Raw genomic sequence first — 22,661 nt, forward strand, 5'->3', positions numbered from 1 at the left:
GCCGCCATGGACAGTGCGGCGTCGGTGTAGTTGCCCTCGACCCGGACTGGAACTGCCCCTGGCCGCTCAACTGGCAGCGCCACTACCGGATGCTCGCCGACCTGGTCGACGCCGACGGCCACCTGCCGACCATCGAACCCGGGGTGCTGTTCGAGGGCGACGACCTGGGCAAGTGGCTCCAGCAACAGAAAAGTCCGGGGACCTGGGCGCAACTGTCGACCGAGCAGCAGGAGCGACTGTCCGCGCTGGGCGTCCAGCCCACTGAGGCCCCGTCTCCCGCCCCGGTGGCCACCCGCGCGACGAGGGGCGCAGCAGGCGTTCCAGCGGGGCCTGGCAGCCCTCGCCCAGTGGGTGGAGCGGGAAGGCGCCGGCCGTCCGGTGCCGCGCGGCCACAGCGAGGAGATCGCCGTCGACGGGGAGGAGCCGGTGGTCGTGAAGCTGGGCGTATGGATTTCGAACACCAAATCCAGGAAGGACCGGCTCACGGCGGAACAGTTGGAGGCGCTGCGCGGGCTGGGAGTGAGGTGGGCATGACGCCGCTCCCGTCCGGCCATTGAGTCGACCCGCGCGAGGCCTCGGGACACGATCTCGGGGCCTCGCATTTCACTGCCCCGGGAAAAGAGGGGCTCTGCTGCGCCCCGGCACGTCCTGGGACCGCCGTGCTGCGCCTCGGTGGCCTGGGAACACCATGGGCGTACGCGTGCTGTGAGCTTGAGTTTTAACCTTGCCTGGCGCCGGAAGACCTGCGCGAGGCGGGACACAACAGGCCGCGAGTTCTGCTGGCGGGCTCAGCCAAGGACGCACGGAGGTTTCCTTGCACCGGCGGTGAGACCTCCCGCAGTGGCGGTGTTCCGAAGCTCCCCCACCCGCGTTCGCGGCTGTTCATCGTCACGATCGGATCGGACTTTCCCGGCGATGCACTGGGAATCATAGTGAGGTTCCCCAATCCAAAGACCCACCACTCGCAGTCGACGGTCGCGGCAATAACTTGGTCTCCTTCGCACGCGGGTCCGAAGGCGCGCCCCCGCTTGACGCGCCGCTGCCGGCGGCGTTGGTCGCCATCTGGCACGCCGACCGTGTCCTCATGGTCTTCGATCGATTCCGCCAGGTCTGGGAACTGCCCGGTGGCCGCATAGAGGAAGATGAATCCCCTCGACAGGCAGCCGCGCGCGAGTTGCTGGAGGAGAGCAGCCAGGTACCCGACGGACCGTTACGGTTCACCGGCTACGCGGGCTTTGTACTCGCACCCGACCAGCGAGCTGAGTACGCAGCTTTGTTCGCAGGCCGTACCGCTGTTATTCGGGACTTCCAGGCCACCGAGGAGACCGCGGCCATCCGCTGGTGGAACCTCCGAGAATCCCTCCCGGGACGTGTTCATCCCCTGGACGCCTACCTCGCCCGACTCACGCGCGAGTCGGGCCCCGGCCTCTCCCACGAGCCACGGCGAGGTTAAAACTCAAGGTGAGTACCTGTTTTCATTCCTGAGCCGCGGATCTGACCAGCTCAGGAATCGAACGGTGACTGCGCGAGACGGGGGCTCGCCCGGCTGCGCCAGGCGACGGCGTAGCATGCGCTCCATGATCACTGCCAGACGCGGCCTCCGGGGCCGCTCCATACGCGTGACGCTGCTGTTCGCCATGTCGCTGCTCTTGATGGCCATCAGTGCACCGCCCGCTGCAGCCCTGCCGTCGCCCGACTGCAAGGAGAACGGGAACTACGAGGTCTGCTTCACCTACGGCGGCACCATCCAGGACCTGGTCGCCCGCAAGATCAAAGCGAAGATTGACGCCACGGCTTCCTCGCCGCAGAGCGGCGACTACATCCGGGTCGCCATGTACGCATGGACGTTCGAGGACGGCGGCTACGGACGCGAGATCTTCGACTCGCTCAAGCGCGCCGCCCAGAACGGCGTGAGCGTCCGTGTGGTGACGGGCGACGAGAGCGCCGAGGTCAAGCGTGCGTTCGACGACGCCGGCATCGACGCGAACTACTGCGCCGACGCGTGCACGGGCGAGACCGGTTCGATGCACAACAAGTTCTTCCTGATCCGCAAGGGCGACACCCAGCTGGTGCTCCAGTCCTCTTCCAACCTCACCCTCAGCCAGGCCAAGCACGCTCAGAACCTGCTCATCAGCCGTAACGACCCGGCGCTGTTCGAGCACTACCTGGACTACTGGCAGCGGCTGTACGCGAAGAGCTGGACGCACGGCGGTCAGACGTGGACCGACGTCGACAAGGCCCGCGCCGGGACCAACGACCTGTCCCGCGTCTACTTCTACGCCATGCAGGACAAGACACCGCTGGTCGGCGTCCTGCAGAACGTCACCGCGTGCACCACTGGCAACGACCGGATCTGGCTGGAGGCCAGCCTTTTCAAGGAGAGCACCGACAGCACGTACACACAGGACGTCGCCGCCGAGCTGAAGCGGCTGGTGGGTCTCGGCTGCAACGTCAAGGTCATCTTCCAGAAGGAGTCGAGCAAGCGGACGCTGTTGGGCTACGGCTTCCCCGCGGCCCGTCTCAAGTGCGACGGCGCACACCACAACAAGCTGCTGCTGATCGACGCGAAGTACGCGGGGGAGTGGCGCGAGGCCGTCTTCGTCGGCTCGTACAACATCGGCGTCAACTCACTGCAACGGTCCAACGACACCATGCTGCGGGTCATCAACGAGTGGGTCACCCAGCAGTACGTCGAACAGTTCCAGGCGCTGTGGACCAACAGCGCCGAGCGGACGTGCGACCAGGACGTCTGAACGGCATCCCCCTTGTCCAGCGGGTGAAGTGCCACGCTCACCACCTCATAAATCCGGCATTTGACGCCTATCGGTATCTACGGTGTCCGAGGTCGTCGAGAAGCGGGTGGTCGGGCCTCCCGGCAGCCAGCGTCGCCGGTTCTCGATGGAGGTGGGCGTGGTTCCGCAGGGAGATCCGCGAGAGGAACGGTATGACGTCCGGTCCGTACCGGAGTCCGGTATCTCCCGTACGCGGATGGTGGCCCGGGTCGTGCTCACCCCGCTGCTGCGGTCTGCGGCGACATGGCTGGCGGTGGTGGAGCTCGGACACGGGCCCTTCCTGCACGACATCGCGCTGGTTGCGGTGGTGTCCTTCGTCGTCGCGAGTGCGTTCCTGCTGTGCGGGGTGTGGCTGAGGCGGAGGGAGGAGCACCGTGGCACCCGGTGACCTGTTCTTCTGCTTCGCCGTCTTCTACCCGGTTGCGACCGGCGCCGTATGGATGGCGGGAGGTCTGCTCTTCCGCCTGCTGGAGGAGCGCAGCGTCATCCGCGTCCCGGCGGGCGGCTGGCCCGGGGTGACCGTCCTGGTCCCCGCGTACAACGAGGAGGCGGTGATCGCCCGCTGCGTGGAGGCCCTGCGCCGGGTCGACTACCCGCAGCTGGAGGTACTGGTCCTCAACGACGGCTCCCACGACGGCACGGTACGGGCGGCCGTGGCGGCGGCGGCCGGGGACTTCCGCGTGAGGGTGCTGGACGACGGGGTCAACCTCGGCAGGGCCGACCGGCTCAACGACGGCATGCGCAAGGCCCGCCACGAGCTGGTCGTGGTGACCGACGCGGACACCCACCTCCATCCGGACGCGATCAAGTACCTGGTCGCCCGCATCACCCGGTCACCCCGGTACGCGGCCGTGGCCGGCGCACCGTTCGTCACCAACCGGCGCAACGTCCTGTCGGCGATGCAGGTGCTGGAGACCGCCTCGCTGATCGGACTCATCCGTCGAACCCACGCGCTGGCCGGCCGGGTCGGCACGGTCGCCGGTGTCCTCGGTCTCTTCCGCCGCGACGCGGTCCTGGCGGTCGGCGGCTACGACCCGCGCATGGCGACCGAGGACATCGAGCTGACCTGGCGGCTGCTGGAAGGCGGATACCGCACGAGCTTCGAACCCAACGCCCTGGTCGGCCCTGGTCGGCATGGAGGTCCCCCTCACCCTGCGGTCCCTGTGGAAGGAGCGCACGCGCTGGGCACGTGGTTAAGAGGCCGGCGGCCCAGTAGGGTGGCGGTGGAACCTTCTTCGGGAGGCTTCTGCTGGCCGGTGCCCGTGCCACCCGCTTCGGCGGACTGAGGGCACCGGCCGTTTCTGCGTCCAGCGGCCCCACAGCGTGCGGTGGGCTTCTACTGGGCATGCCGTGGGCGATGGGGCCGCGTGAGCGCCTCAGAGGCGCTGTGCGGCGCTCTTGCGGGCCAAGCGGGCGAGGGTAGTCGGCGGCCTCGCGTTCTGGCAGGGAGTCAGCCCCAAGTCTGGCGGCACAGATTACCCGGATGCGCGCTGAGGAACGCAGTTCGCCTCACGACGCTGACGGGCTGAATCTGTCCCTTGGTGCGCCTGCATGATGGAATCTCCGTTCTGCCCATGTGGGCGGTTCGAGAGAGGCGCATCCCGTGCTGCGCAGGCGTTGGGGATGCGCCTCTTGCTTGCGACTGTTTGTCAAAGCGCGAGGCTGGCGGCGGCCAGGGCGAGCAGGGCCAGGGCGTTGAGCGTGAGGTCGACCGCGCGTCGCAGGTGGGTGAACTTGCTCGGGGCGAGGGTGGACAGGACGCGGATGCGGGCGGCCGGGCCCGGACCTGGGCACCCGGATACGGCCCAGGATGACCTGGAACTGCGGGGAGTCACCGCGCTGTCCGGCGGTGATGACCAGCGACATCGGCTTCTGGGCCTGCTCGACCGCCAGGTGGAGCTTGGTGGTCAACCCGCCCCGGGACCGTCCGAGCCCGTGGTCGTCGGGCTCGGTGAACACACCACCGGGCGGCTCGATCTGCAGATCCCCTTTTTGCGGGCACCCGCCGCATGCTGGTGGGCGCGGGAGATGGTCGATGATCGCCGCCAAGCGGCGTTCTGTCCGATCGCGCGTTTCGGCTGGCTGAATATATCGGGAGTCGATATATTCGTGTTCATGGCACCCAGGAACATGACCCAGGCGGCGTTCTTCGTTCTGACCGCCCTCGCCGACCAGCCGCGGCACGGCTACGGCATCCTGCGCGAGGTCGAGGAACTCTCCGAAGGTGCCGTGCAGATGCGCGTCGGCACCCTCTACGGCGTACTGGACCGGCTCACCGCCGACGCACTGATCGTGCTGGACCGCGAGGAGGTGCAGCAGGGCAGACTCCGGCGCTACTACCGCCTCACCGACGAGGGCACCGCGGCGCTGGACGCCGAGGCGGAGCGGCTGGCCGCCGGAGCGAGCGCGGCGAAGAAGCGGATCGCCGAGGGGCGTCGTGGCCCCGCAATCACCGACGCGCCCGCCACCGGGCCAGGACTCGCCGGAGGTCTGGCATGACGACCCTGCTGGAGACCCGCTACCGCGCCGTCCTGCGCCTGCTGCCCGCCTACTACCGGCGCGAGCGCGAGGAGGAAATGGTCGAGACCTACCTGTGGGACGTCGACCAGGAGACCCAGGAGCAGAGCCGGACCACCCTCGGCGAAGTGGCGAGCATCGTCGCCCTGGCCGTGCGCATCAGGCTCGGTGCAGGCGGCGCGCCCCGCCGGTACGTCGTGCTTGGCTCGGCCGTCCGGCTCTTCGCGCTCTTGGCCGTCCTGCTCCAGGCGGCGTCCGCCGTGGTCGACCGGGTCCTGGGGCTGACCTGGGCGTCGACCCGTGGCGGAAGCCAGTGGGCCCTGTTCACTGACGGCTTCACCGGCCACGGGGTGTGGGCTGGTGTCGGCGCGGTCGCCCAGTGGTTCCTGCCGCTGCTGTGGACGGTCTCCTACTTCGCCCTCCTGCGCGACCGCCGCCGTCTGGCCCAGGTGTCCGCGCTCGTCGCGGCCGTGCCGAACCTGTGGCCGCTGCTCGATCTGTGGGCCCGCGACTTCGCCCCCTCGGACTCCGCCTATGTCGTGGCGGCCGCTGTGCTGGCCTGGTCGTCGGCGCTGGCACTGTGCGCGGCCCACCACCGCGACGCGCCCCCGGCGGCTCTCCCGGCGGGCGCGCCCGGCCTGGTCTTCGCCGCCTGCTGTGTGCTGATGGGCGGCTCCGTCGTGGCCCTGCCCGGCGGGGTCGACACCGTCTGGGCGCTCGTCACGTGCTACCTGGTGACGGCTCTCGCCTGGTTGCTGTACCGCGCCCGGGGCGAACACCGCGTCCCCGCCGGAGAGGCCGCCGCCCTCGCGGCGCTGGGCCTGCTCCTCCTGGTGGTCCGGATCACCGCGGTCTACCCGTGGCTGGACGTGCTGCCCGGGGCGCTGCGCGTGGGTGTTCTGACCCAGGCGGCGGCCCTGGTCGCACTGACCGCCGCGCTGACCGTCGTGAGCGGACGCGGACTGCTCAGCCGGGGTACGTGATGTACCCGTTGCCGTCCCGGTCGTCGGCGCTCTTGGTGAAACGCGTGGTGGAAGGCCCATGCTGCCTGGGTCTCAGCGACATGGCGTTCGATCCGTCGCTGCTGGCCTACTTCCGCCGCCGACTGGCCCGTTCCACTGCGCGTAGTTGCGCGTCTGACCGTCCCGCGCGCAGGGCCCTCGGTCAAGACGGCCCCCTGGTCTGCTGCAGGTTCACAGCCGGGTCGCTCGGTGGTGTGGCCGGGGTCTGGCAGTTGGGGCGGCTGACCAAGCTCGGCGTGCGGCCCGCCCAGGCGTGGGCGGGACGTCAGCCGTGAGCGGGCGCAGAACCTGTCGGACGCGCACGATGCCCCGGGCTGTCATCGCGCCCGGGGCATCGTGCTGTCTGCGGGTTCAGGCCGTGAGCTTCTTGAAGACCGCCTCGAAGCGGTCGAGGGTGTCGTCATCGACCTGCGCGAAGAAGTCGTGCTTGTCCCGGGTGAGCTGGTGTGCGGGTCCGACGTGGTCGAAGTCCCGCGGCTTGTGCTGCTTCTCCCGGGCGATCCCGATGCGCTTGAGAATCGGGAGGGGGCTTATCGGGGGTGATCAGGTCTTCCTCGTTGATGATCACCTCGGTCGCCTTGTTGTAGAGCCAGAGGTAGTCCTTGGTGGAGAACAGGTCCTCGATGTCGGCCGTCTCCGGGAGCCCGTCGAGCTGGCCGATGACGGTGATGTGGGACGTGTCGACTTCGGCGGCCTCGGCCCGGCGAGTTCGGGCGCGGCCGCTGAGAGGAGGGCCTGCCGCTGAGCGAGGACACTGCCGCCGGCGGCCGGGGTGGCCATGCCGCGCTCGGTCATCATCAGCTCGATCGCGGTGCCCAGGCCGAGCGGCTCTCGGCCGTCCCGCCGTACGGCCTGCCTGTGCACTGCCGGGGCTTGCCCTTGCGGGCGGTGCTGCCATTCTTCCTCGCCGCCTCGCGGGCCGCGACCAGGGCCTGCCGCGCGAGGTCGACGCCGGACATCTCGCCGCCGCTCATGCCTGCCCCCAGGTGAGGTGCCCGAGGACCAGGTGCCGGGTACCTGCCAGGCGCTGGACCTCATCGACCAGCCGGTTGCTGAACAGTCGCCTGGCCGGACGCCTTGCTCGACAAGGAGACCGGAAGCTGCCGGAAGACGTCTTTCCGGCCCTGAACGCTCCACCGCCACCGCCCGCTTGGACGTCGCTTCCGACGCGTCGGCGTACGGTACGAAGCTGCGCTGGAGCGCGCCGAAGTTGCGAGTCGTCACCTCACGGTACGCGCGCCGGATCGCCGTGGACGCGGTCATGGGCAGATCCCTCCTACAGGATGAGTGACACGCGCGAGGGACGGGCCCCGGAGTTGCGATGCCGGGTCCCGTCCTGTGGCGTGCCGCCTGGGGTTTCAGGCGGCGGGGCTGAGGGCCAGCGTGCAGTGGCGGCCGGTGGCCAGGTGGACCGTGAGGGTGTCGCCGTCGGCGGTGGCGGCCCGGTAGGCAGGGTGGGCCAGGAGCGCGAGGACGACAATGGTGCGCAGCACGTCGGCGGCGGGGCCGTCGGCCGGACGGGGGCGCTGGTCGGGTCCTGGAACACCTCGCCGTCGGCGCCTTCTTGGAAGTCGAGCACCCAGGGGCGCCCGGCCGCGGTGAAGGCGAGCCGCCGCGGGCGCCGGAGTCGGTGACGTCGCTGGTTCCCAGGTGGGCCTCCAGAACGTCGGCGAGGCGTGCGGCCTCTTCGTCCACGGCGCTCAGCCGGCTCTTGTCGCGGTCGATGGGCGTGTTCCGACGCGCGGTAGTTGTCACTCCCGGGTCGTGCCGCCCTGCTAGTTCCCGTGGTTGTCACTGGTGAAGCAAGCTACTTATCACCAGCTGGGGCGAGGCAGGGCAGTTGTCACCACCTACCCTCGCGGAGTGTTTCGCTGGCCTCTGCAATCGTCGCCGGGTTTCCTGTCGAAGTGCATCTGTTGGTGCCATCCTGCAGCGTCAACGGAGCGCAGCCGGCCAACCCCGTTGATCTGAAGCTACGTTGATTGCGGTGCCTTGTCGTAGCGCACCGGCGCGCAGCACTCTGATTCCATCCACCCCAGGTGAGGTAAGACGCACCGATCGGCTTCCGGCGTGGCATGACCACCGCGCGCGTGTCGCGACAGCTCGCGATGGTCGCGGTCGCTGTCGAAAGGAGTCCGACCGATGTGCCAAACCCTCGAGCCGAACGGCCCGGACCAGGACGAGGAGGAGAATGGGGCAGGTGCAAACGGAAGCCGGCCCCCGGTTCTGCACCGTCGACTAGGTGTATTGCCCTGTGAGGTTGGGGACGCGGCTGGCGGGTGGTTGGCCCTTCAGCGCGGTGTGTCCGCGGTGGTGATTGTAGGTGTGCAGCCAGCCGGGGAATGCCTCGCGTCGTTCGGTTTCAGAGCGGTAGGGGCGAGCGTAGGCCCACTCCTCCAGCAGGGTGCGGTTGAAGCGTTCGACCTTGCCATTGGTCTGCGGGCGGTAGGGCCGGGTGCGCTTGTGGGCGATCCCGGCCGCTGCCAGCAGATCGCGCCAGTCGCGTGAGCGGTAGCAGGAGCCGTTGTCGGTCAGCACCCGCTCGACCGTGATCCCGCACCTGGTGAAGAAGGCGTGGGCCCGCTGCCAGAAGCCGGTGGCGGTCTCCTTCTTCTCATCGGTGAGGATCTCGCTGTAGGCCAGACGGGAGTGGTCGTCGACGGCGGTGTGCAGGTAGCTGTAGCCGGCGTTCGAGCGGGTCTTCCGGCCTGTCTGCCGGCCCAGGACCTTGTGTCCGCCGCCGTCGGGGATGTTACCGAGCTTCTTGATGTCGACGTGGACCAGTTCGCCGGGCCTGGCGCGTTCGTAGCGGCGTATGACCCGGCCGGTGGCCCGGTCCAGGTGCGCGAGGCGGGCCAGGCCGAATCGGGTCAGCACGCGGTGCACGGTCGAGGGCACCAGCCGCAGCAGGCCCGCGATGCGGGCCGGTCCCCAGCGGCGCAGGAGCCGGACCTTGATGATCCGGCGCTCGGTGCGGGTCGGGGTGCGGCGCGGGCTTGTGCGGGGGCGGGAAGAGCGGTCGCACATCCCGGCCTCGCCGAACTGGCGGTAGCGGTCGGCCCAGCGCTGGGCCGTGGTCGGCGAGACCTGGAAGCGTTCCGCGGCCCGCCGCAGCGGCCAGCCGTCCTCGACCACGCAGCGGGCCAGGCGCAGGCGGCCGGTCTCGGTCAGGGGTGCATTACGGTGGGGCACGAGGGCCTTTCTGTTGGTGTAGATGTCGCAATCCACACCGAACCGGAAGGCCCTCATCTGTTCAAAATCCCTCAGCCGAGACCTGGCTCCCCCGTCCACAACCTCCCGGGACAGAACAACTAGGCCATTTCTGATGGCTCTTGGTGGGCTGGGTGGATCTCGTGGTTGCCCGGGCAGGACGCCCGTATGGTGCGGCGACACGAACTCACGGACGCGCAGTGGCGGAAGATCGAACCCCTCCTGCCCGGCAACGGCAAGCGGGGCGGGCAGTGGGCGAATCACCGCAGGGTGATCAACGGGGTGCTGTTCCGAGCCCGGACCGGAGTGCCCTGGCCTGACCTGCCGGAACGGTACGGTCCCTGGCAGACCGTCTACGAGCGTCACCGCCGCTGGTCGGCCGACGGCACCTGGAAGACCGTCCTTCAGGAGTTACAGATCGAGGCGGATGCCGGCGACCCGGACAGGGCGCTCGCCCGCCAGGCGGACCGGCAGGAGTGGGCCGTGAACATCGACTCCACCTCCTGCCGTGCGCATCAGCACGCGGCCGGGGCGCCCGGTAAGCCCCCGGCCGACCACCCGGAAAAAGGGGCGGGGCGCGTGAGGAGGCTGATGGGCGCGAGGCGTTGGGGCGCTCACGGGGCGGGCCGACCAGCAAGGTCCATCTGCTCTCCGACGACCGGGCCCACCCGCTGCACTGGCTGACCTCGCCCGGTCAGCGGGGTGACAACCCGATGTTCGCCCCTGTGCTGGACGGCTTACGCATCCGGCGTCCTGGGCCAGGCCGCCCGCGCAGCCGCCCGGACCGGGTACGCGGCGACAAGGCGTACTCCAGCCGCGACAACCGCGCCTACCTGCGGCGGCGCGGCATCAAGGCCACCATCGCTCAACCCGATGACCAGCGGCTCCACCGCAAGCGCCGGGGACGAGCCGGCGGCCGTCCCCCGGCCTTCGACAAGGCCCAGTACCGCCGCCGCAACGCGGTCGAGCGATGCGTGAACAAGTGGAAGCAGTTCCGCGCGGTGGCCACCCGGTATGACAAGCGCGACTACATCTTCAACGGCACCCTGACCGTCACCGCGATCGTCATCTGGCTCCGCGACACAGTCCAAGAGCCATCAGAAACGACCTAGTACTGCAACGGTGCTTGCCGTGACTGCTGACCAGCTCGGTCGTTGATGTGGTCATGGGTGGGGACCTTGCTGATGTCAGGTTGTGGGCGCATGAACTCGAGGCGGTGCATGAGCGGTTCGTGCACCGGTTCCAACGGGAGGAGCCGCGTCAGTCGGCGCTTGCCTATATGCGGGGGCTGGTTGCTCCGCTGGAGCGGAAGAACGGCTGGACGCTGGCGGAGGAGGCCGGGCACGCGGGGCCCGATCGCATCCACCGGCTGCTGAACCGCATCGAGTGGGACGCCGACGAGGTCCTGGACGACGTACGCGACTACGTCGTCGAACACCTCGCAGACCAGGAGGCCGTCCTGATCGTCGACGACACCGGGTTCCTGAAGAAGGGCATCCGCTCGGCCGGCGTGCAAAGGCAGTACTCCGGTACCGCGGGACGCACCGAGAACTGCCAGATCGGCGTCTTCCTCGCCTACGCCACGAGCCGCGGACGCACCCTGATCGACCGGCGACTGTATCTGCCCACGTCCTGGACGGACGACCGGGAACGCTGCCGCCGGGCCGGCATCGACGACAGCGTCGCCTTCGAGACGAAGGTGGCCACGGCCAAGACGATGGTCCGCCGGGCCATCGCCGACAAGATTCCGTTCGGCTGGGTGACGGCGGACGCCGCCTATGGCTTCAGCAAGGGCTGGCGGTCCGAACTGGAGCAGGCTGACGTCTTCCACGTCATGGCCACCACCCGCCACGACACCGTCGTCACCCGCTGGTCCCTCGACCACCCCGTCCACGACCTGTTCCCCGGCCTGCCGCGGCAGAAGTGGAAACGCCGTTCCTGCGGCGACGGAGCCCACGGCAGGCGGATCTACGACTGGGCCCGCGTCGAGGTCCGGCCGTGGCACCGAGAGGACCGCCGGCACTGGGTTCTCGCCCGCCGTACTCGCGCGGTATAGGCAGGAGGCGCCGGAGTCCCTACCAGGCACAAAAGGCTTTCTGCGTTTTTCTCATCCTGCGGCGTAGGGTGAGTTGCGCTGTCACAGCGCATCGATCTCCACCGCGTCGGTCCGCGGCGCGTACCTCTCGGACGCCAGGGCAGCCAGCGTCCGGCGGCAGACCTTCCCGGTAGGCCCGGACGGCATGTCGCTCACCAGAAGCAGGAGTTCGGGCAGTTTGCGACGTTCCAGCCCGCGCTCACGCTCCAGGAACACCCTGAGTGCCCGTAGGGTCGGTGCCCGTGTGCCCGGCACCTCACGGACGCATGCGCACAGCCGCTCCCCCAGATCGGCGTCGGGCACGCCGACGCACGCGACCTCGGCAACGGCGGGATGCGTGCCGAGTTCCCGTTCCACCTCGGCCGGGCTGATGTTGTAGCCGCCACGTACGACGATCTGTTTGAGGCGACCGAGCACGTGCAGCCGGCCGTGTGCGTCCAGCATCCCGCGGTCACCGGTACGGACCCATCCCCTCGCGGTCCGGTAGCGGGCGTCGAGTTCGGGGCTCGCGACGTAGCACAGTGGGGTCATCGGCCCTCTGGCGCAGATCTCGCCCGGTTGCCCAGGAGGCAGTACGCGGTCGTGGGCACAGTGGCCCACGGCCTCCTCGTCAGGGGCGATGGTCCGGTCGTCGGCGGCGCGGTCGTCCCCGGCCCGGCCATCCGTCGTACGGTCGCGGTCGCTGTCGTCGATGATGCGGATCTCCGCGACCGCGGGGTCGGGCCGTCCCGTGCCGGTCCGCGGAGTGAGTCCCGTGGCGGCGGTGTGGCAGTTGACGCCGTCGGACGACCCGTACACGGTCACGACGGGGCGGTTGAACCGGCCGCGGCACGCGTCGGCTGTGGCGTACGGCAGGGAGGCTCCGCTGGACACCACGGCGTGCAGGGAACGGAGGTCCTCGCCGGGCAGGACCGGATGGTCGGCGAGCCGTCGCAGCATCGTCGGGACACCGAGAACGTGGGTGGGACGGTGATCGGTGATCGTGCGGAGGACGCCGGCCGGGTCGAAGGAGTCCCGCACCAGCAGCGTGCCGCCGAGCGCCGCCAATGTGACGGGGACTCCGCAGGAGCCGAACGATGAGGCGAGCGGAACGAGGACGAGGTTGCGCATCGGACCGTCGCCGTGGTGCAGGGCACGCAGGTAGTTGGCGCGGCCACCGGCCATGGCGTTGTGCGAGTAGGCGATCATCTTCGGTTCGGCCTCCGAGCCGGAGGAGACCAGGATGCGGGCCGGCGCCTCGGGGTCGACCGGCCGCGGATGCCAGGGGCCCCGGGCGGGCGCGTCGAGCGACCGCACACCGCTGCGGGTACGGGTGTGGGTGCGGCCGAACGCGAACACCGCCTTCACGTCGGGCAGTCGCGCGCACGACGCGATGTCGGAAGGGTCCGCGAAAACGGCTCCGCTCGCCCGGGACCGGCCCAGCAGGCTCAGCGTGTCGCGGCGTCCCCGACCCGGTGGATAGGGCAGTGACACCGCGCCGATCGCCGACACCGCGAGTTCGGCGATCACCGCGTTCCGGCCGTTGGGCAGGCTCAGGGCGATGATGTCCCGCGCTCCCAGGCCGGCTTCGGTGAGCAGGGCGGCGACGCGCCGCACGTGGGCGTCGAGCGACGCGTAGTCCAGTGACCCGGCCGAGTCGACGACGGCTTCCCGGCCGGGGTGCCGCCGGACGTGCCCGGAGAAGAGCGTGTACAGGTCCCGGTCCGGGCAATACCCCCTGGCCACCCAGGCGCGTCTGTCCTGCGGCGGTACCAGGTCGCGGATCTCGACGCCGTTGTCCGACACCCACACGTCGCTCACACGAACTCCCACGGTGTGAGGGGGGCCGCGTGGTCCCCGACGGAAAGAGCCCTGCGAAAACGCGGGTCCCGGGCCAGTTCCCGCAGGTCGGTGCAGACCGCGGTCGCGCTCATGCCCGCTTCGTCCAGCCGTGGCAGCCAGTGGCCCGTGGGCCGCGCGCGGAACCGCGAGACGATGTCGGTGATACTCGCACGGGCGCCGAGCCCCGCGACGCCCGCGATCAGCTCCGGCTGGTCGCGCGCCTTTCGGCCCAGCTGGAGATAGCCGTCCTCCGTACACAGCGGGCGGTCCAGCGCGGTCCACTCGGTCCGCCGGGGCGGGCGCGGCAACAGGGCCGTGGCGGAGTACAGGGAGGAATCGACGCGTCCCCCGCGCCCGGTGCGGACGCGGGTGAGCAGGGCCGCCAGCACACCTTGTGCAGACACCAGTCCGCCGAGTACGTCGGTGAGTGTCATCAGGGAAGGGGCCGGTGGTTCGTCCGCGGGGCGCACGGCCGCCGCGAGCCCGCTGTGGGCCTGCACCAGGAAGTCCGTGCCGACCGGTGGCGACGAGCCGAAGCCGTCGCCCCATCCGGAGGCCCAGGCGTAGACCAGGTCGCGGCGCACACGGCGCAGGTCGTCGGCGTCGAGTCCCAGTCGCGCCGCCTTGCCCGGCGCCCAGTTGTGAAGGAAGACGTCCGCGTCGCACACCAGGTCCCGGACCGTCCGGCGTCCTCGGGCCGAGGTGATGTCGGCCTCTGTGACGGTCTTGTCCCTGTTGAGCGCGGTGAAGCGGGCCGAGCATCCGCCCACGACGGGCGGGCTGCCGCGCATCGGGTCGCCTCCCGGCGGCTCAACGCGTACCACGTCAGCGCCCAGCATCCGCAGGACGTGCCCGGCCATGGGGCCCTGGACCCGGCGTGTCGATTCGACGACGCGCACACCGGCGAGTGGGCGCCCCCGCGCCGGGCCGCTCCGCGCGCGGTTCCTCTGCGATTCGGTGCTCCGAGCGTCGGTGGCCTGCGGGAAGGGCAAGAGCGTCCAGGGCCGAGCGGGCCCTGACGGGCGCGGATCCTCACTGACAGGCAGCACACTGGCCCCCGCGCTGTCGGCCGCCGTGCGGATGACCGCGAAGGGTGTCCGTCGCGTCGTCTCGTGCAGCGACGGCGGCAAGGGGCATACGGCGGTCGCGAAGCGGGCTTGGAAAGGCCGCCATCCGCGTGCGACGGCAGCCGGTTCCGCGCCGAGCCGTTGCCAGAAGCGCAACCAGCACTCGGGGTCGAGCGTCTCGTATTCGAAGCGCACTCCGTCCGCGGAGACGAACACGGAGCCGCCGGGGGCGGTCGGTTCCTGTGCGTCGTCGTCGGCGGTCGCGGCCGCGAGGTACTGCGTGAGGGCGAGCAGTGCGGCCTGGCTCACCGAGGTGCGGACCCCGGACACGTCCGAGCCCCTGGACCGGGCGATCCGTGCCGCGAGGACTCCCTGCGCCGCGAGGATGCCCGCCGTCGCCGAGGCGTAGTCGATGGCGAGCGGCAGGGGACGTCCGGTGGCGCGGCCGTGGACGTGCATGATGCCGCAGGCCGCTTGGACGGCTCGCTCGTCGGTCAGCGGGAGCTCGACCGGACCCGCCCAGCCGATCTCGTACTCGATGCCGCCGGTCCCGTTCCAGGGCCTGCCGTCGTCCGGCGGTCCCTCCACCATGTCCAGTACGCTCCCGGTGACGCGTGCCGCCACTGCGGGCCCGGCGGTGCCCGCCACAGGCGTCACCGCTGCACGCCTTCCGGCTGGCGCCGCCGTCCTGGTGTGTCGGCGTGCCCGTCCTCCCGCGGCCGTCGGCCCTGGACTGAGTAGAAGACGCTGGATGCGGCACGGAACGACGGGTCGCGCATCAGTGCCCGGACCTCGTCGAGCTGTCGCGCGGTCATGCCCGCGGCGATCAGCCTGTCCTGCAGGTGGTAGGTGTGGTGCAGGGCGAGCTGGAGGCTCGCCGCTCCGGCGTGCCGCACCTCGATACAGGGCTGCGGGTCGATGTCGACCAGACCCGCCGCGCGCATGGCTGCGGGCGCGCGCCGTCCCCATTCGGGGTCTCCGCCTGCGGCCCGCATCACGGCGCACTTGGTGCGCAGGAACGTCTCGTACAGCTCGGTGGCAGGAGCGTCCGGAGTGAGCAGGGGCGGTTCGTAGGAGGTGTCGAACTCGTCGATCTGGAGCCAACCGCCCGGTTTGAGGGCGGCCACCAGCTTGTCGAGCACCGCGAGCCGTTCCGGCAGGTGCTGGAGGACGAGCCGGGCGACGACGAGGTCGAAGGCCGCTTCGGGCAGCGGGTCGGTCGTCACGTCGTGGGGGAGTACGACCAGCCCCGGCCGTCCCGCGATGTGGCGCGGTTTGATGTCGGTGGCCACCACCTCCCCGGTCGGGGCGACGCGGTCGGCGAGCCATCGCGCCACGGTGCCGCCGCCCGATCCGATCTCCAGGCATCGCCAGCCGGTGGTGACGCCGGTCCCGGCCAGTCGTTCCAGGGTCACCGGGTCATAGGCCTCGGCAAGGCAGCGGTGCTGTTCCCGGCTGTGCGCGTTGTCGTTGTCGAAGACGTAGGCGAAACCCTCGGCCAAGGGCTGAAGCACTCCTGGTCCTCCCTTTTCTCCCGTTTCCTTTTCCTTCCGTTCCCGGCTCCCTGGGGCGATCTCGGTCAGGTCCGTGGCGGTCAGGTCTGCCGGATTCGCCCGGGTCAGGTCCATCGGCCGGTCCCGCAGGTCTCGGTGCGTCCGGTGAGTTGTTCCAGCAGCGCAGCCCGCCGTACCTTGCCGGTGCCGGTACGCGGCACCCGCTCCCAGGTGACGACGACCGGTGCGCGCAGGGGCGGCAGGTCGTGGACCGCGCGCCGCCAGGTGTCCTGCTCCAGCCGTCCGTCCGGGGTGACGACGACCGGCAGGGGCGCCTCGCCCGGGCTGCCGAGCACGACGCATTCGACGGCCCGGGGCAGCCGTTCCTCCAGGACGTCCTCCATCTGCAGGCAGCTCAACTGCGGTGTGTGGTCCACCTCCCGGTCGAGCAGCTCGACGGTTCCGTCGCGGTGGCGTACGCCGATGTCACCGGTGTTCCACCAGGGACCGACCCGCTTGGCCGACCAGCGGTCCGCCTCTCCCACGTAACCGAGGGCGCAGGCGGTGGTCCTGGCCAGTACGAGACCGGCCCGTCCGGGCCTGAGGGGTTCGAAGGTCTGCGGGTCGACCACGCGCAGCCGTGTCTTGCCCGGGACGGGGCGGCCCAGGTTGCGCGTGGAGGACCGGGACGGCCGTGCGGACAGTGAGCGGCGGGTATGGAAGCGGAATGTCAGCGGACCGGTCTCGGTCTGCCCCCATCCCTGCATCCACACGGGACCGCGGTGCCGACTCGCGCGCAGATAGGCGCGGATGGTGGGGGGATGCATCGCGTCGTAGGTGCTGACGAACGTGCGGACCTGCCGGAACGGGTTGTCCAGCCGTTCGGTCAGCGGCCGGAACCGGACGTAGGAGGCGGGCAGCGCCTCCATGACGGTCGGGGGGTGGGCGCGGAGCACCGGATCGGCGAGGTCGGGGGCCTGACCGCTGATGATCACGATCTTCCGTGGGGCCAGGCACAGCGCGCTCGCCGTCCAGCAGAACGTCCTGCCGTGCGCGAACGCGCTCGCGTTGACCAGAGTGTCGCCGCGCCGCACCCCGATCACCGGATAGCGCACCGTCTCGAATCGCGCGAGCTTGCCGATGATGGTGCGGGTCGAGTGCACGACGAGTTTGGGTACGCCGGTGGTGCCGGAGGTGTGGTTGATGACCAGGGGTTCGTCGTCGTGCCGCCGACGGGGCCGGGCGGCGGTGTGTCCGCGTACGTCGTCCGGACCGAGCGTGCCGGGCAGCGCCGCGTCCAGCGCGACGGTGACGGGAACGGCGGACGCCAGGTCCACGCCTGAGCTCCTGCTCCGCTCCAGGACATCTGCCGTGGTGACGAGCACCGTCGGTTTGAGGCGCTGGATGAGCGTCGCGAGCGTCTCACCGGGCAGGTGCGCCGACAACTGGGCAGGGACGGCGCCCATGCGCACCGCCGCGCAGGCCAGCAGATCGTAGTCCCAGTGGTTGTCCTTGACGATGGCCACGCGGTCGCCGTGCCGCGCTCCCGCGGCCGTCAGCCAGCCGGCCGCGTCCTGGACGAGGGCGGCCAGTTCGGCGATGCCGTATTCGGTCTTGCCGTCGCCGGTCCCGGTGCCACGGATCTCGGCGTCGTCGGCCGCGGCGTCCGCGCGGATGTCGAACGGCCGGTCCAGGTGGAAGCGCGTTTCCGTGCCGCGTTCCGCACACGCGTCGAACAGCACCCCCATGTCGTACGGTTTCACGTTGCGCCGTCCTTTCCCGCACTGGTGCGGATGGTCGTACGGGCATTCGTCCGAGGCTTGCGCAAGCGGCTGAGGACGCGGGACGCGGCGAGCGCGCCCGAGCGCACGGCGCCCTCGCTGGCCGGTCGCAGCATTACCCAGTCACCGGCGTACTCCACCGGCCGGACATCGCGTGCCATGAAGCGCGGGCGGTGGCGCAGTGCCTCGGGGGTGGCTTCCGGCAGGCCGTGAGTGAAGGAGTGGACGAAGTTGCGCCCACGAGCCGGCCGTAGTCCGGGGACGTAGCGCCGGGCCGCCCCGACGAGCCGGTCGACGACTTCGTGCGGGGGTGCGGTGAGCAGGTCCGGCGCAGTGCGGGCGGCGGCTATGAGGGTCAGCAGGCCCTTGCCCTCGGGGACCCGCCCTGGGTGCTTGGCATGGTCGACGATGATGCCGGAGAGCGTGCTGTCCTCCGCTTCCGGCGTGAGCAGGATGTACAGGGGCTTGCGGGAGGGCGGTGTCAGCGGCCGGTCCAGCAGGCAGCTCACCTTCAGCGTCGGTGTGAAGGTGCAGGCCCTCAGGAACGACAGCTCGTCCTCGGGAGCGCCGGCGTGGAGCCGGGCCGCGACCGGGGCCGGCACGCACAGCACCACGGAGCGCGCGGTCACCGCGCCGTCGCCGACGAGCAGCCGTGCACCGTCGCGGCCGCCGACGACCTGGTGGACCCTGCTGCCGGTGACGACGTCGACCTCTTCGGCGAGGCGGCGCGCGAGCAGGTCCATGCCGTCCCGGTACGTGCGCCAGCTCCCGGCCGGGCCCACGGACAGCAGCAGGCTCACCATCGGTGCCGCCGCGGACCGAGCGGTGTCCCAGCCGAAGAAGCAGCCCGAGACCGGCTGGAAGAGGTAGTCGTGCACGTCGCGGTGGTACCGCGCGGTGAACTCCCTGATCGTCGCCGCTCCCAGCGGCGTCCGCTCCGGGTGGTCGGGGTCGAACGCCGCGCGGTGCGCGGCGGTCCAGGCCAGGATCCGCGCCAGATCGATCCGGGCGCGTGGTGCCAGCCCGGCGCCGGACAGCACCGCGGCCCGGTCCGCCACACCCGGGTGCGCCCGGCCGTCGCGCCACGTCCCGACACCCTTGTCGATGCGCGGCACGTCGCTGAGGGGCACGCCCAGCCGCGCGAGCAGCTCCCACGTCGCACGGTAGCCGTGCGGCGAGATCTGCTCGGCTCCTTCGTCGATGGTGTAACCGTCGTGGCGGAAGCTGTGCATCCGGCCGCCGACGTGGTCCTGTTCCTCGAACACCCGGACATCGAGACCGGCACGCCGCAGTTCGTACGCGGTGGTCAGTCCGGCGACTCCGCCGCCGACCACGGCGACATCGAGGTCGGGGCTCATACGGCGGCTCCCAGGAGGAGATTCGCGGCGATCAGCAGGAGCACACTGACGCGGTGCACCGTGAAGCCCAGCGCCCTGGCCCGCATGATGTCGCCCCGCCGGAAGCCGATGGCGTACTGCGTGGCGCGCAGCGCGGTCACGGGCAGCATCCAGAGGACGAACCACCACGGGGCGACGCCGGTCGCAGAGGCGACCGCGCCCATGAGGAACTCGGCTGCCGACAGGGCCCCGATGAAGACCGCGTTGCCCTTCGGTGACACCAGACAGGCGACGGTCAGCCGCCCGACCCGGCTGTCCCCTTCGATGTCGTTGGTGTTGGAGTACACACCGAACATCAGCGGACCGAACCCGAAGAGCACCCCCTGGAGGAGTACGAAACCGGAGAACTCCCCCGCCACAAGCCCGTACGGCGCGACCACCAGTCCCACGCCCAGACCGACGAGGAACACTTCCTGGAAGCCGTGGTAGCTGATCCTGAGGCCGTAGGAGTACTGGAGCGAGAGAACGAACAGGGCGGCGATCAGCACCACCGTCCACTGCGGCCGGTGCGGTGCGATCGCGACGGCGGCGGCCCACAGCGCCGCACCGGCCGCGGCGCAGAACCATGCGAAGCCGAGTGCTTCGGTGAGCGTCAGGGTGCCCGCCACCAGCGGCTTCCGCAGTTTGTTGCGCAAGGGGTTGTCCGGGCCGTAATTCACGAGGTCACTGCCGTCACGGAACCCGGTCACATCATCCAGGGCGACCATCGCCATGATGACGAAGACCTCGCCGGCCAGGAACAGCAACAAGACCCAGGCAGTGGCGGGCGCGAACTGGGAGAGAGGCAGCAGCACCGCGGACAGCGCGACGGCGATGCTCGGGTAGTAGTCGTAGACGTCGAGCTTGCCCAGGCGGGCATAGCTGCGCATCTTGCTCTCCGGCCGGGGGGCCGCGACCGGCCCGACGGCGGCATGGTCCGTCATCAGCTCCGCTCCTTTGTGATCTGCTCAGGTCACCCGTCTCCGGGTCACGAAGGTCACTGCCGCGCGAAGGCGCACACGGCATCGGCGATGTACTCGACTTGGGCATCGCTCAGGTGGGGGTAGACGGGGATCGCCAGGGCCCGCGCCGCGGCCCGCTCCGCGTTCGGCCACCGGTCCCCCGGTCGTGTGAACGGGGCGAACGCCGCCTGCCGGGGCAGCGCCAGCGGGTAATAGGCGTGGGAGGCGATACCGTGGCGCAGCAGATGCCCTTCCAGGGCGTCGCGGTGTTCCGCGAGGACCGCGTACACGTAGTGGCACCGGCCGTTGCGGCCTGGTGGCGGGGGCAGCACGCCCCGCTCGGCCAAGTCGGAGAAGCGCTCGGTGTAGTAGTCGGCGATGGCCGCCCGCCGCTCCAGCCGTTGGGGGAGGCCGGGCAGGCGATGGATCTGGAAGGCGGCCTGGACCTCGTCGAACCGGCTGTTGTGGCCCACGACGTGATGGACGAACCGCCGGGTGCCGTCCTGGCCGTGGTTGCGCAGCATGCGCACGCGCCGGCCGATCTCGGCGTCCCGGGTCACCACCGCCCCGCCCTCGCCCGGCATACCGAAGGACTTCACCTGGACGAACGAGAAGACACCGGCCTCTCCCCACAGGCCCGCCGGCGTGCCGTCGAGCACCGCGCCCTGCGCGACTGCCGAGTCCTCGACCAGCCGGACACCGCACCGCCGGGCGATATCCATGAACCGGGGCATGTCGGCCATGATCGAGAACATGTGCGCGGGCATGACCGCCTTGGTGCGACCGGTGATCCGCCGCTCAACCTCGCCGGGGTCGACGACCATCGTGTGCGGATCAATATCGGCGAACACCGGTGTGGCGCCCCTGAGGACGACAGCGGCGGCCAGCGGTGCGCAGCCGAAGGCCGGTACCACCACCTCGTCTCCCGGGCCGACTTCCGTCGCCGTCAGGACGAGGCCGAGCGCGGACGTCCCGCTGCCGCACGCGACCACGTCGGCGGCGCCGAGGGAGTCCCGGAGCAGTTCCTCGAATCTGCGCGTGTACTCGCCGAGGATGAAGCGCTGTTCGGGCGCGCACCCGATCTCGTGCAGGAGACCGAGCATGACCTCACGGTCGTCCTCGAACAGGTCCGGTGGGAAGAATGGGATCGATGTGGCGTGCGGCGTGTCCGCACGGCCGGTGACCCGTGGGATCCGCTGATGGGGCGTCACATGGCTCTCCCGGTATAGAAATCGCGCACCGCCCCGCAGACGCGGTCGACCTGGTCGAGAGTGAGGTCCGGATAGAGGGGCAGTGCCACCGCTCGTTCACTGGCCGCTTCGGCGCGGGGAAAATCTCCCTTCGAATAGCCGAGTTCGGCGAAGCAGGGCTGTAGGTGCAGTGGCGTCGGGTAGTACACCTCGGTGCCGATTCCGCGCCGCGCCAGATGTCCGACGAGTTCGTCGCGGTGTTCGACTTCCACGAGATAGACGTAGAAGACGCTTGAGGAATCCGGGCCCTGGTCGACCACGTGGGGCAGGCGTCTGATTCCGGGCACGTCACGAAGCCGCTCCCGATAGGCCCCGGCCAGTTCGGCGCGTCGGCGGATGTCACTGTCCAGACAGGTCAGTTTGGCCAGCAGGACGGCGGCCTGGATGTCGTCCATCTTGCTGTTGGTCCCGGGGATCGTCGTCTCGGCGGAGATTCCGGGAAAGTGGTCAATCGTGCGGGCGAACCGGCCGTGGTGGCGAAGCCCCGCGACCAGTTCCGCCACTCTCGGCTCGTCGGTGAGGACGGCACCGGCGTCACCGATGGCGCCTAGGGTCTTGCTCGGGAAGAACGACAGGACGCCACCCAGGCCGTGCAGGCCCGCGTGGACCCCGCGCTGTCGCATACCGATTCCCTCGGCGCTGTCCTCCACCACGGACAAGGCGTGGCGGGCCGCGACACCGGCCAGCCTCGCCATGTCCGCCATCTGACAGAACAGGTGAGCGGGCATGACGAACCGGCTGGCCGGCGTGACGGCGGAATCGAGCGCGGCGGGGTCCATGGCATAGGTGACGGGGTCGATGTCGACGAACTGGGGCCGCCCTCCGGCGAGCACGACGGAGGTGGCGGTGGCCACGAACGAATAGGCGGGTACGAGCACCCCGTCGCCGGAAGTCAGCCCGCACGCGCGCAACAGCAACACCAGTGCGTCCGTGCCGCTGTTCACCCCGATCACGTGACGAGCGCCTGTGGCACAGGCCAATGCCCGTTCCACTTCCGCGACATGGCGGCCGTGTGAGAACTTCCCGTGGTCGAAGACCTCTCGCACCAGGGAATCGATCCGCGGCCACAAGCGTTCGAAGGTCGCCGCCTGGGAGAAGAAAGGAACATGGTCGGAGATGATGCGGGAACGGACGTCGTTGCCACGGCACATCTCGTTGGAACCCCCACCGAGAAACATGCCCCCCACCTCTGGAACGCGTTCGGCAGAATCTGTTGCGGTAGGAGAACTACCCAGCGAGCTGCAGGAATGAGCGGGACGGCGGCCATATTCACAC

The 22,661-nt window shown here is 70.1% G+C and carries 20 protein-coding genes and 3 pseudogenes; 10 read left to right on the plus strand and 13 right to left on the minus strand.

All coding sequences use genetic code 11. The annotated features are described in order from the left end of the window. Positions 1 to 32 precede the first annotated feature (32 nt). From ACLGIH_RS33335 to ACLGIH_RS33355, 5 genes and pseudogenes are all read left to right on the plus strand, one after another. A pseudogene (locus tag ACLGIH_RS33335) lies at positions 33 to 534 on the plus strand (helicase associated domain-containing protein); the annotation flags it as partial. A gap of 517 nt (positions 535 to 1,051) precedes the next feature. After that, positions 1,052 to 1,453 carry an NUDIX hydrolase gene (locus tag ACLGIH_RS33340; RefSeq protein ID WP_416529553.1) on the plus strand — a complete coding sequence of 134 codons (402 nt, stop codon included), beginning with the start codon at positions 1,052 to 1,054 and terminating at the stop codon, positions 1,451 to 1,453. Between the two features lie 124 nt (positions 1,454 to 1,577). Then, positions 1,578 to 2,753, plus strand: coding sequence for a phospholipase D-like domain-containing protein (locus ACLGIH_RS33345; protein WP_416528993.1), 1,176 nt, complete (start codon positions 1,578 to 1,580; stop codon positions 2,751 to 2,753). Positions 2,754 to 2,835: 82 nt separating this feature from the next. Beyond that, positions 2,836 to 3,180, plus strand: a complete 345-nt coding sequence (locus tag ACLGIH_RS33350) for a hypothetical protein (RefSeq protein ID WP_416528994.1) — start codon at positions 2,836 to 2,838, stop codon at positions 3,178 to 3,180. Beyond that, positions 3,167 to 4,078: a glycosyltransferase family 2 protein gene (locus ACLGIH_RS33355; protein WP_416528995.1), complete on the plus strand. Its 912-nt coding sequence runs from the start codon at positions 3,167 to 3,169 to the stop codon at positions 4,076 to 4,078. The genes ACLGIH_RS33350 and ACLGIH_RS33355 overlap by 14 nt, the downstream gene beginning before the upstream one ends. Positions 4,079 to 4,441: 363 nt before the next feature. On the opposite strand, the gene ACLGIH_RS33360 is transcribed toward ACLGIH_RS33355, so the two are convergent. Together ACLGIH_RS33360 and ACLGIH_RS33365 are read right to left on the minus strand one after the other, a co-directional pair. Beyond that, positions 4,442 to 4,627, minus strand: coding sequence for a hypothetical protein (locus ACLGIH_RS33360; RefSeq protein WP_416529582.1), 186 nt, complete (start codon positions 4,625 to 4,627; stop codon positions 4,442 to 4,444). Beyond that, positions 4,548 to 4,828, minus strand: a pseudogene (locus ACLGIH_RS33365) (IS5 family transposase); the annotation flags it as partial. The gene ACLGIH_RS33360 and the pseudogene ACLGIH_RS33365, both read right to left, overlap by 80 nt. A gap of 94 nt (positions 4,829 to 4,922) precedes the next feature. Here ACLGIH_RS33365 and ACLGIH_RS33370 point away from each other — a divergent pair. The 3 genes from ACLGIH_RS33370 to ACLGIH_RS33380 all read left to right on the plus strand — a co-directional run bounded on the left by ACLGIH_RS33370 (position 4,923) and on the right by ACLGIH_RS33380 (position 7,076). Beyond that, positions 4,923 to 5,291 carry a PadR family transcriptional regulator gene (locus ACLGIH_RS33370; RefSeq protein WP_416529554.1) on the plus strand — a complete coding sequence of 123 codons (369 nt, stop codon included), beginning with the start codon at positions 4,923 to 4,925 and terminating at the stop codon, positions 5,289 to 5,291. Beyond that, positions 5,288 to 6,292 carry a hypothetical protein gene (locus tag ACLGIH_RS33375; RefSeq protein WP_416528996.1) on the plus strand — a complete coding sequence of 335 codons (1,005 nt, stop codon included), beginning with the start codon at positions 5,288 to 5,290 and terminating at the stop codon, positions 6,290 to 6,292. Before ACLGIH_RS33370 ends, ACLGIH_RS33375 begins: the two co-directional genes overlap by 4 nt. 397 nt (positions 6,293 to 6,689) lie before the next feature. Further along, complete coding sequence (locus ACLGIH_RS33380) at positions 6,690 to 7,076, plus strand: hypothetical protein (protein WP_416528997.1); 387 nt, start codon at positions 6,690 to 6,692, stop codon at positions 7,074 to 7,076. Positions 7,077 to 7,128: 52 nt separating this feature from the next. Here ACLGIH_RS33380 and ACLGIH_RS33385 read toward each other — a convergent pair whose 3' ends face one another. The 3 genes from ACLGIH_RS33385 to ACLGIH_RS33395 all read right to left on the minus strand — a co-directional run bounded on the left by ACLGIH_RS33385 (position 7,129) and on the right by ACLGIH_RS33395 (position 9,523). Continuing rightward, the gene (locus tag ACLGIH_RS33385) at positions 7,129 to 7,305 is read right to left on the minus strand and encodes a hypothetical protein (RefSeq protein WP_416528998.1); all 177 of its coding nucleotides are present in this window, start codon (positions 7,303 to 7,305) and stop codon (positions 7,129 to 7,131) included. A gap of 384 nt (positions 7,306 to 7,689) precedes the next feature. Continuing rightward, a complete protein-coding gene (locus ACLGIH_RS33390) occupies positions 7,690 to 7,824 on the minus strand; it encodes a hypothetical protein (protein WP_416528999.1) in 135 nt (44 codons plus the stop codon). A 745-nt stretch (positions 7,825 to 8,569) separates the two neighbouring features. After that, positions 8,570 to 9,523: an IS481 family transposase gene (locus ACLGIH_RS33395; RefSeq protein ID WP_416528939.1), complete on the minus strand. Its 954-nt coding sequence runs from the start codon at positions 9,521 to 9,523 to the stop codon at positions 8,570 to 8,572. Positions 9,524 to 9,709: 186 nt separating this feature from the next. On the opposite strand from ACLGIH_RS33395, the gene ACLGIH_RS33400 reads away from it, so the two are divergent. Next, a protein-coding gene (locus ACLGIH_RS33400) for an IS5 family transposase (protein ID WP_416529000.1) occupies positions 9,710 to 10,653 on the plus strand; the annotation gives its coding sequence in 2 pieces (ribosomal slippage) (positions 9,710 to 10,106 and positions 10,106 to 10,653; 945 coding nt in all). A 53-nt stretch (positions 10,654 to 10,706) separates the two neighbouring features. After that, positions 10,707 to 11,585 (plus strand): annotated as a pseudogene (locus ACLGIH_RS33405) (IS701 family transposase); the annotation flags it as partial. 93 nt (positions 11,586 to 11,678) lie between these two features. On the opposite strand, the gene ACLGIH_RS33410 reads toward ACLGIH_RS33405, so the two are convergent. The 8 genes from ACLGIH_RS33410 to ACLGIH_RS33445 all read right to left on the minus strand — a co-directional run bounded on the left by ACLGIH_RS33410 (position 11,679) and on the right by ACLGIH_RS33445 (position 22,564). Further along, positions 11,679 to 13,436 (minus strand): class I adenylate-forming enzyme family protein, encoded by a 1,758-nt coding sequence (locus tag ACLGIH_RS33410; protein ID WP_416529001.1) that lies wholly within the window; start codon positions 13,434 to 13,436, stop codon positions 11,679 to 11,681. After that, a complete protein-coding gene (locus ACLGIH_RS33415) occupies positions 13,433 to 15,115 on the minus strand; it encodes a CoA transferase (RefSeq protein ID WP_416529002.1) in 1,683 nt (560 codons plus the stop codon). Before ACLGIH_RS33415 ends, ACLGIH_RS33410 begins: the two co-directional genes overlap by 4 nt. Before the next feature lie 62 nt (positions 15,116 to 15,177). Further along, positions 15,178 to 16,038 (minus strand): class I SAM-dependent methyltransferase, encoded by an 861-nt coding sequence (locus ACLGIH_RS33420; protein WP_416529003.1) that lies wholly within the window; start codon positions 16,036 to 16,038, stop codon positions 15,178 to 15,180. 104 nt (positions 16,039 to 16,142) lie between these two features. After that, entirely contained in the window at positions 16,143 to 17,780 is a 1,638-nt protein-coding gene (locus ACLGIH_RS33425; RefSeq protein WP_416529004.1) for an AMP-binding protein, read from the minus strand. Then, entirely contained in the window at positions 17,777 to 19,156 is a 1,380-nt protein-coding gene (locus tag ACLGIH_RS33430; protein ID WP_416529005.1) for an NAD(P)/FAD-dependent oxidoreductase, read from the minus strand. The genes ACLGIH_RS33425 and ACLGIH_RS33430 overlap by 4 nt, the downstream gene beginning before the upstream one ends. Then, on the minus strand, positions 19,153 to 20,118 hold the full coding sequence (locus tag ACLGIH_RS33435) for a UbiA family prenyltransferase (RefSeq protein ID WP_416529006.1): 966 nt from the start codon (positions 20,116 to 20,118) through the stop codon (positions 19,153 to 19,155). Before ACLGIH_RS33435 ends, ACLGIH_RS33430 begins: the two co-directional genes overlap by 4 nt. 53 nt (positions 20,119 to 20,171) lie before the next feature. Next, positions 20,172 to 21,239: a DegT/DnrJ/EryC1/StrS family aminotransferase gene (locus ACLGIH_RS33440; RefSeq protein WP_416529007.1), complete on the minus strand. Its 1,068-nt coding sequence runs from the start codon at positions 21,237 to 21,239 to the stop codon at positions 20,172 to 20,174. A 104-nt stretch (positions 21,240 to 21,343) separates the two neighbouring features. Further along, entirely contained in the window at positions 21,344 to 22,564 is a 1,221-nt protein-coding gene (locus tag ACLGIH_RS33445; RefSeq protein ID WP_416529008.1) for a DegT/DnrJ/EryC1/StrS family aminotransferase, read from the minus strand. Between the last annotated feature and the right edge of the window lie 97 nt (positions 22,565 to 22,661).

This window comes from Streptomyces hamibioticus (assembly GCF_047946815.1).
Taxonomy (GTDB): Bacteria; Actinomycetota; Actinomycetes; order Streptomycetales; family Streptomycetaceae; genus Streptomyces.

Excerpts from the sequence above, each read along its gene's own strand:
- ACLGIH_RS33345 (WP_416528993.1), top strand. The coding sequence starts at position 1,578 with ATGATCACTGCCAGACGCGGCCTCCGGGGCCGCTCCATACGCGTGACG.
- ACLGIH_RS33370 (WP_416529554.1), top strand. The coding sequence starts at position 4,923 with ATGACCCAGGCGGCGTTCTTCGTTCTGACCGCCCTCGCCGACCAGCCG.
- ACLGIH_RS33375 (WP_416528996.1), top strand. The coding sequence starts at position 5,288 with ATGACGACCCTGCTGGAGACCCGCTACCGCGCCGTCCTGCGCCTGCTG.
- ACLGIH_RS33385 (WP_416528998.1), bottom strand. The coding sequence starts at position 7,305 with ATGAGCGGCGGCGAGATGTCCGGCGTCGACCTCGCGCGGCAGGCCCTG.
- ACLGIH_RS33415 (WP_416529002.1), bottom strand. The coding sequence starts at position 15,115 with ATGGTGGAGGGACCGCCGGACGACGGCAGGCCCTGGAACGGGACCGGC.
- ACLGIH_RS33430 (WP_416529005.1), bottom strand. The coding sequence starts at position 19,156 with ATGAGCCCCGACCTCGATGTCGCCGTGGTCGGCGGCGGAGTCGCCGGA.
- ACLGIH_RS33435 (WP_416529006.1), bottom strand. The coding sequence starts at position 20,118 with ATGACGGACCATGCCGCCGTCGGGCCGGTCGCGGCCCCCCGGCCGGAG.
- ACLGIH_RS33440 (WP_416529007.1), bottom strand. The coding sequence starts at position 21,239 with ATGCTCGGTCTCCTGCACGAGATCGGGTGCGCGCCCGAACAGCGCTTC.
- ACLGIH_RS33445 (WP_416529008.1), bottom strand. The coding sequence starts at position 22,564 with ATGTTTCTCGGTGGGGGTTCCAACGAGATGTGCCGTGGCAACGACGTC.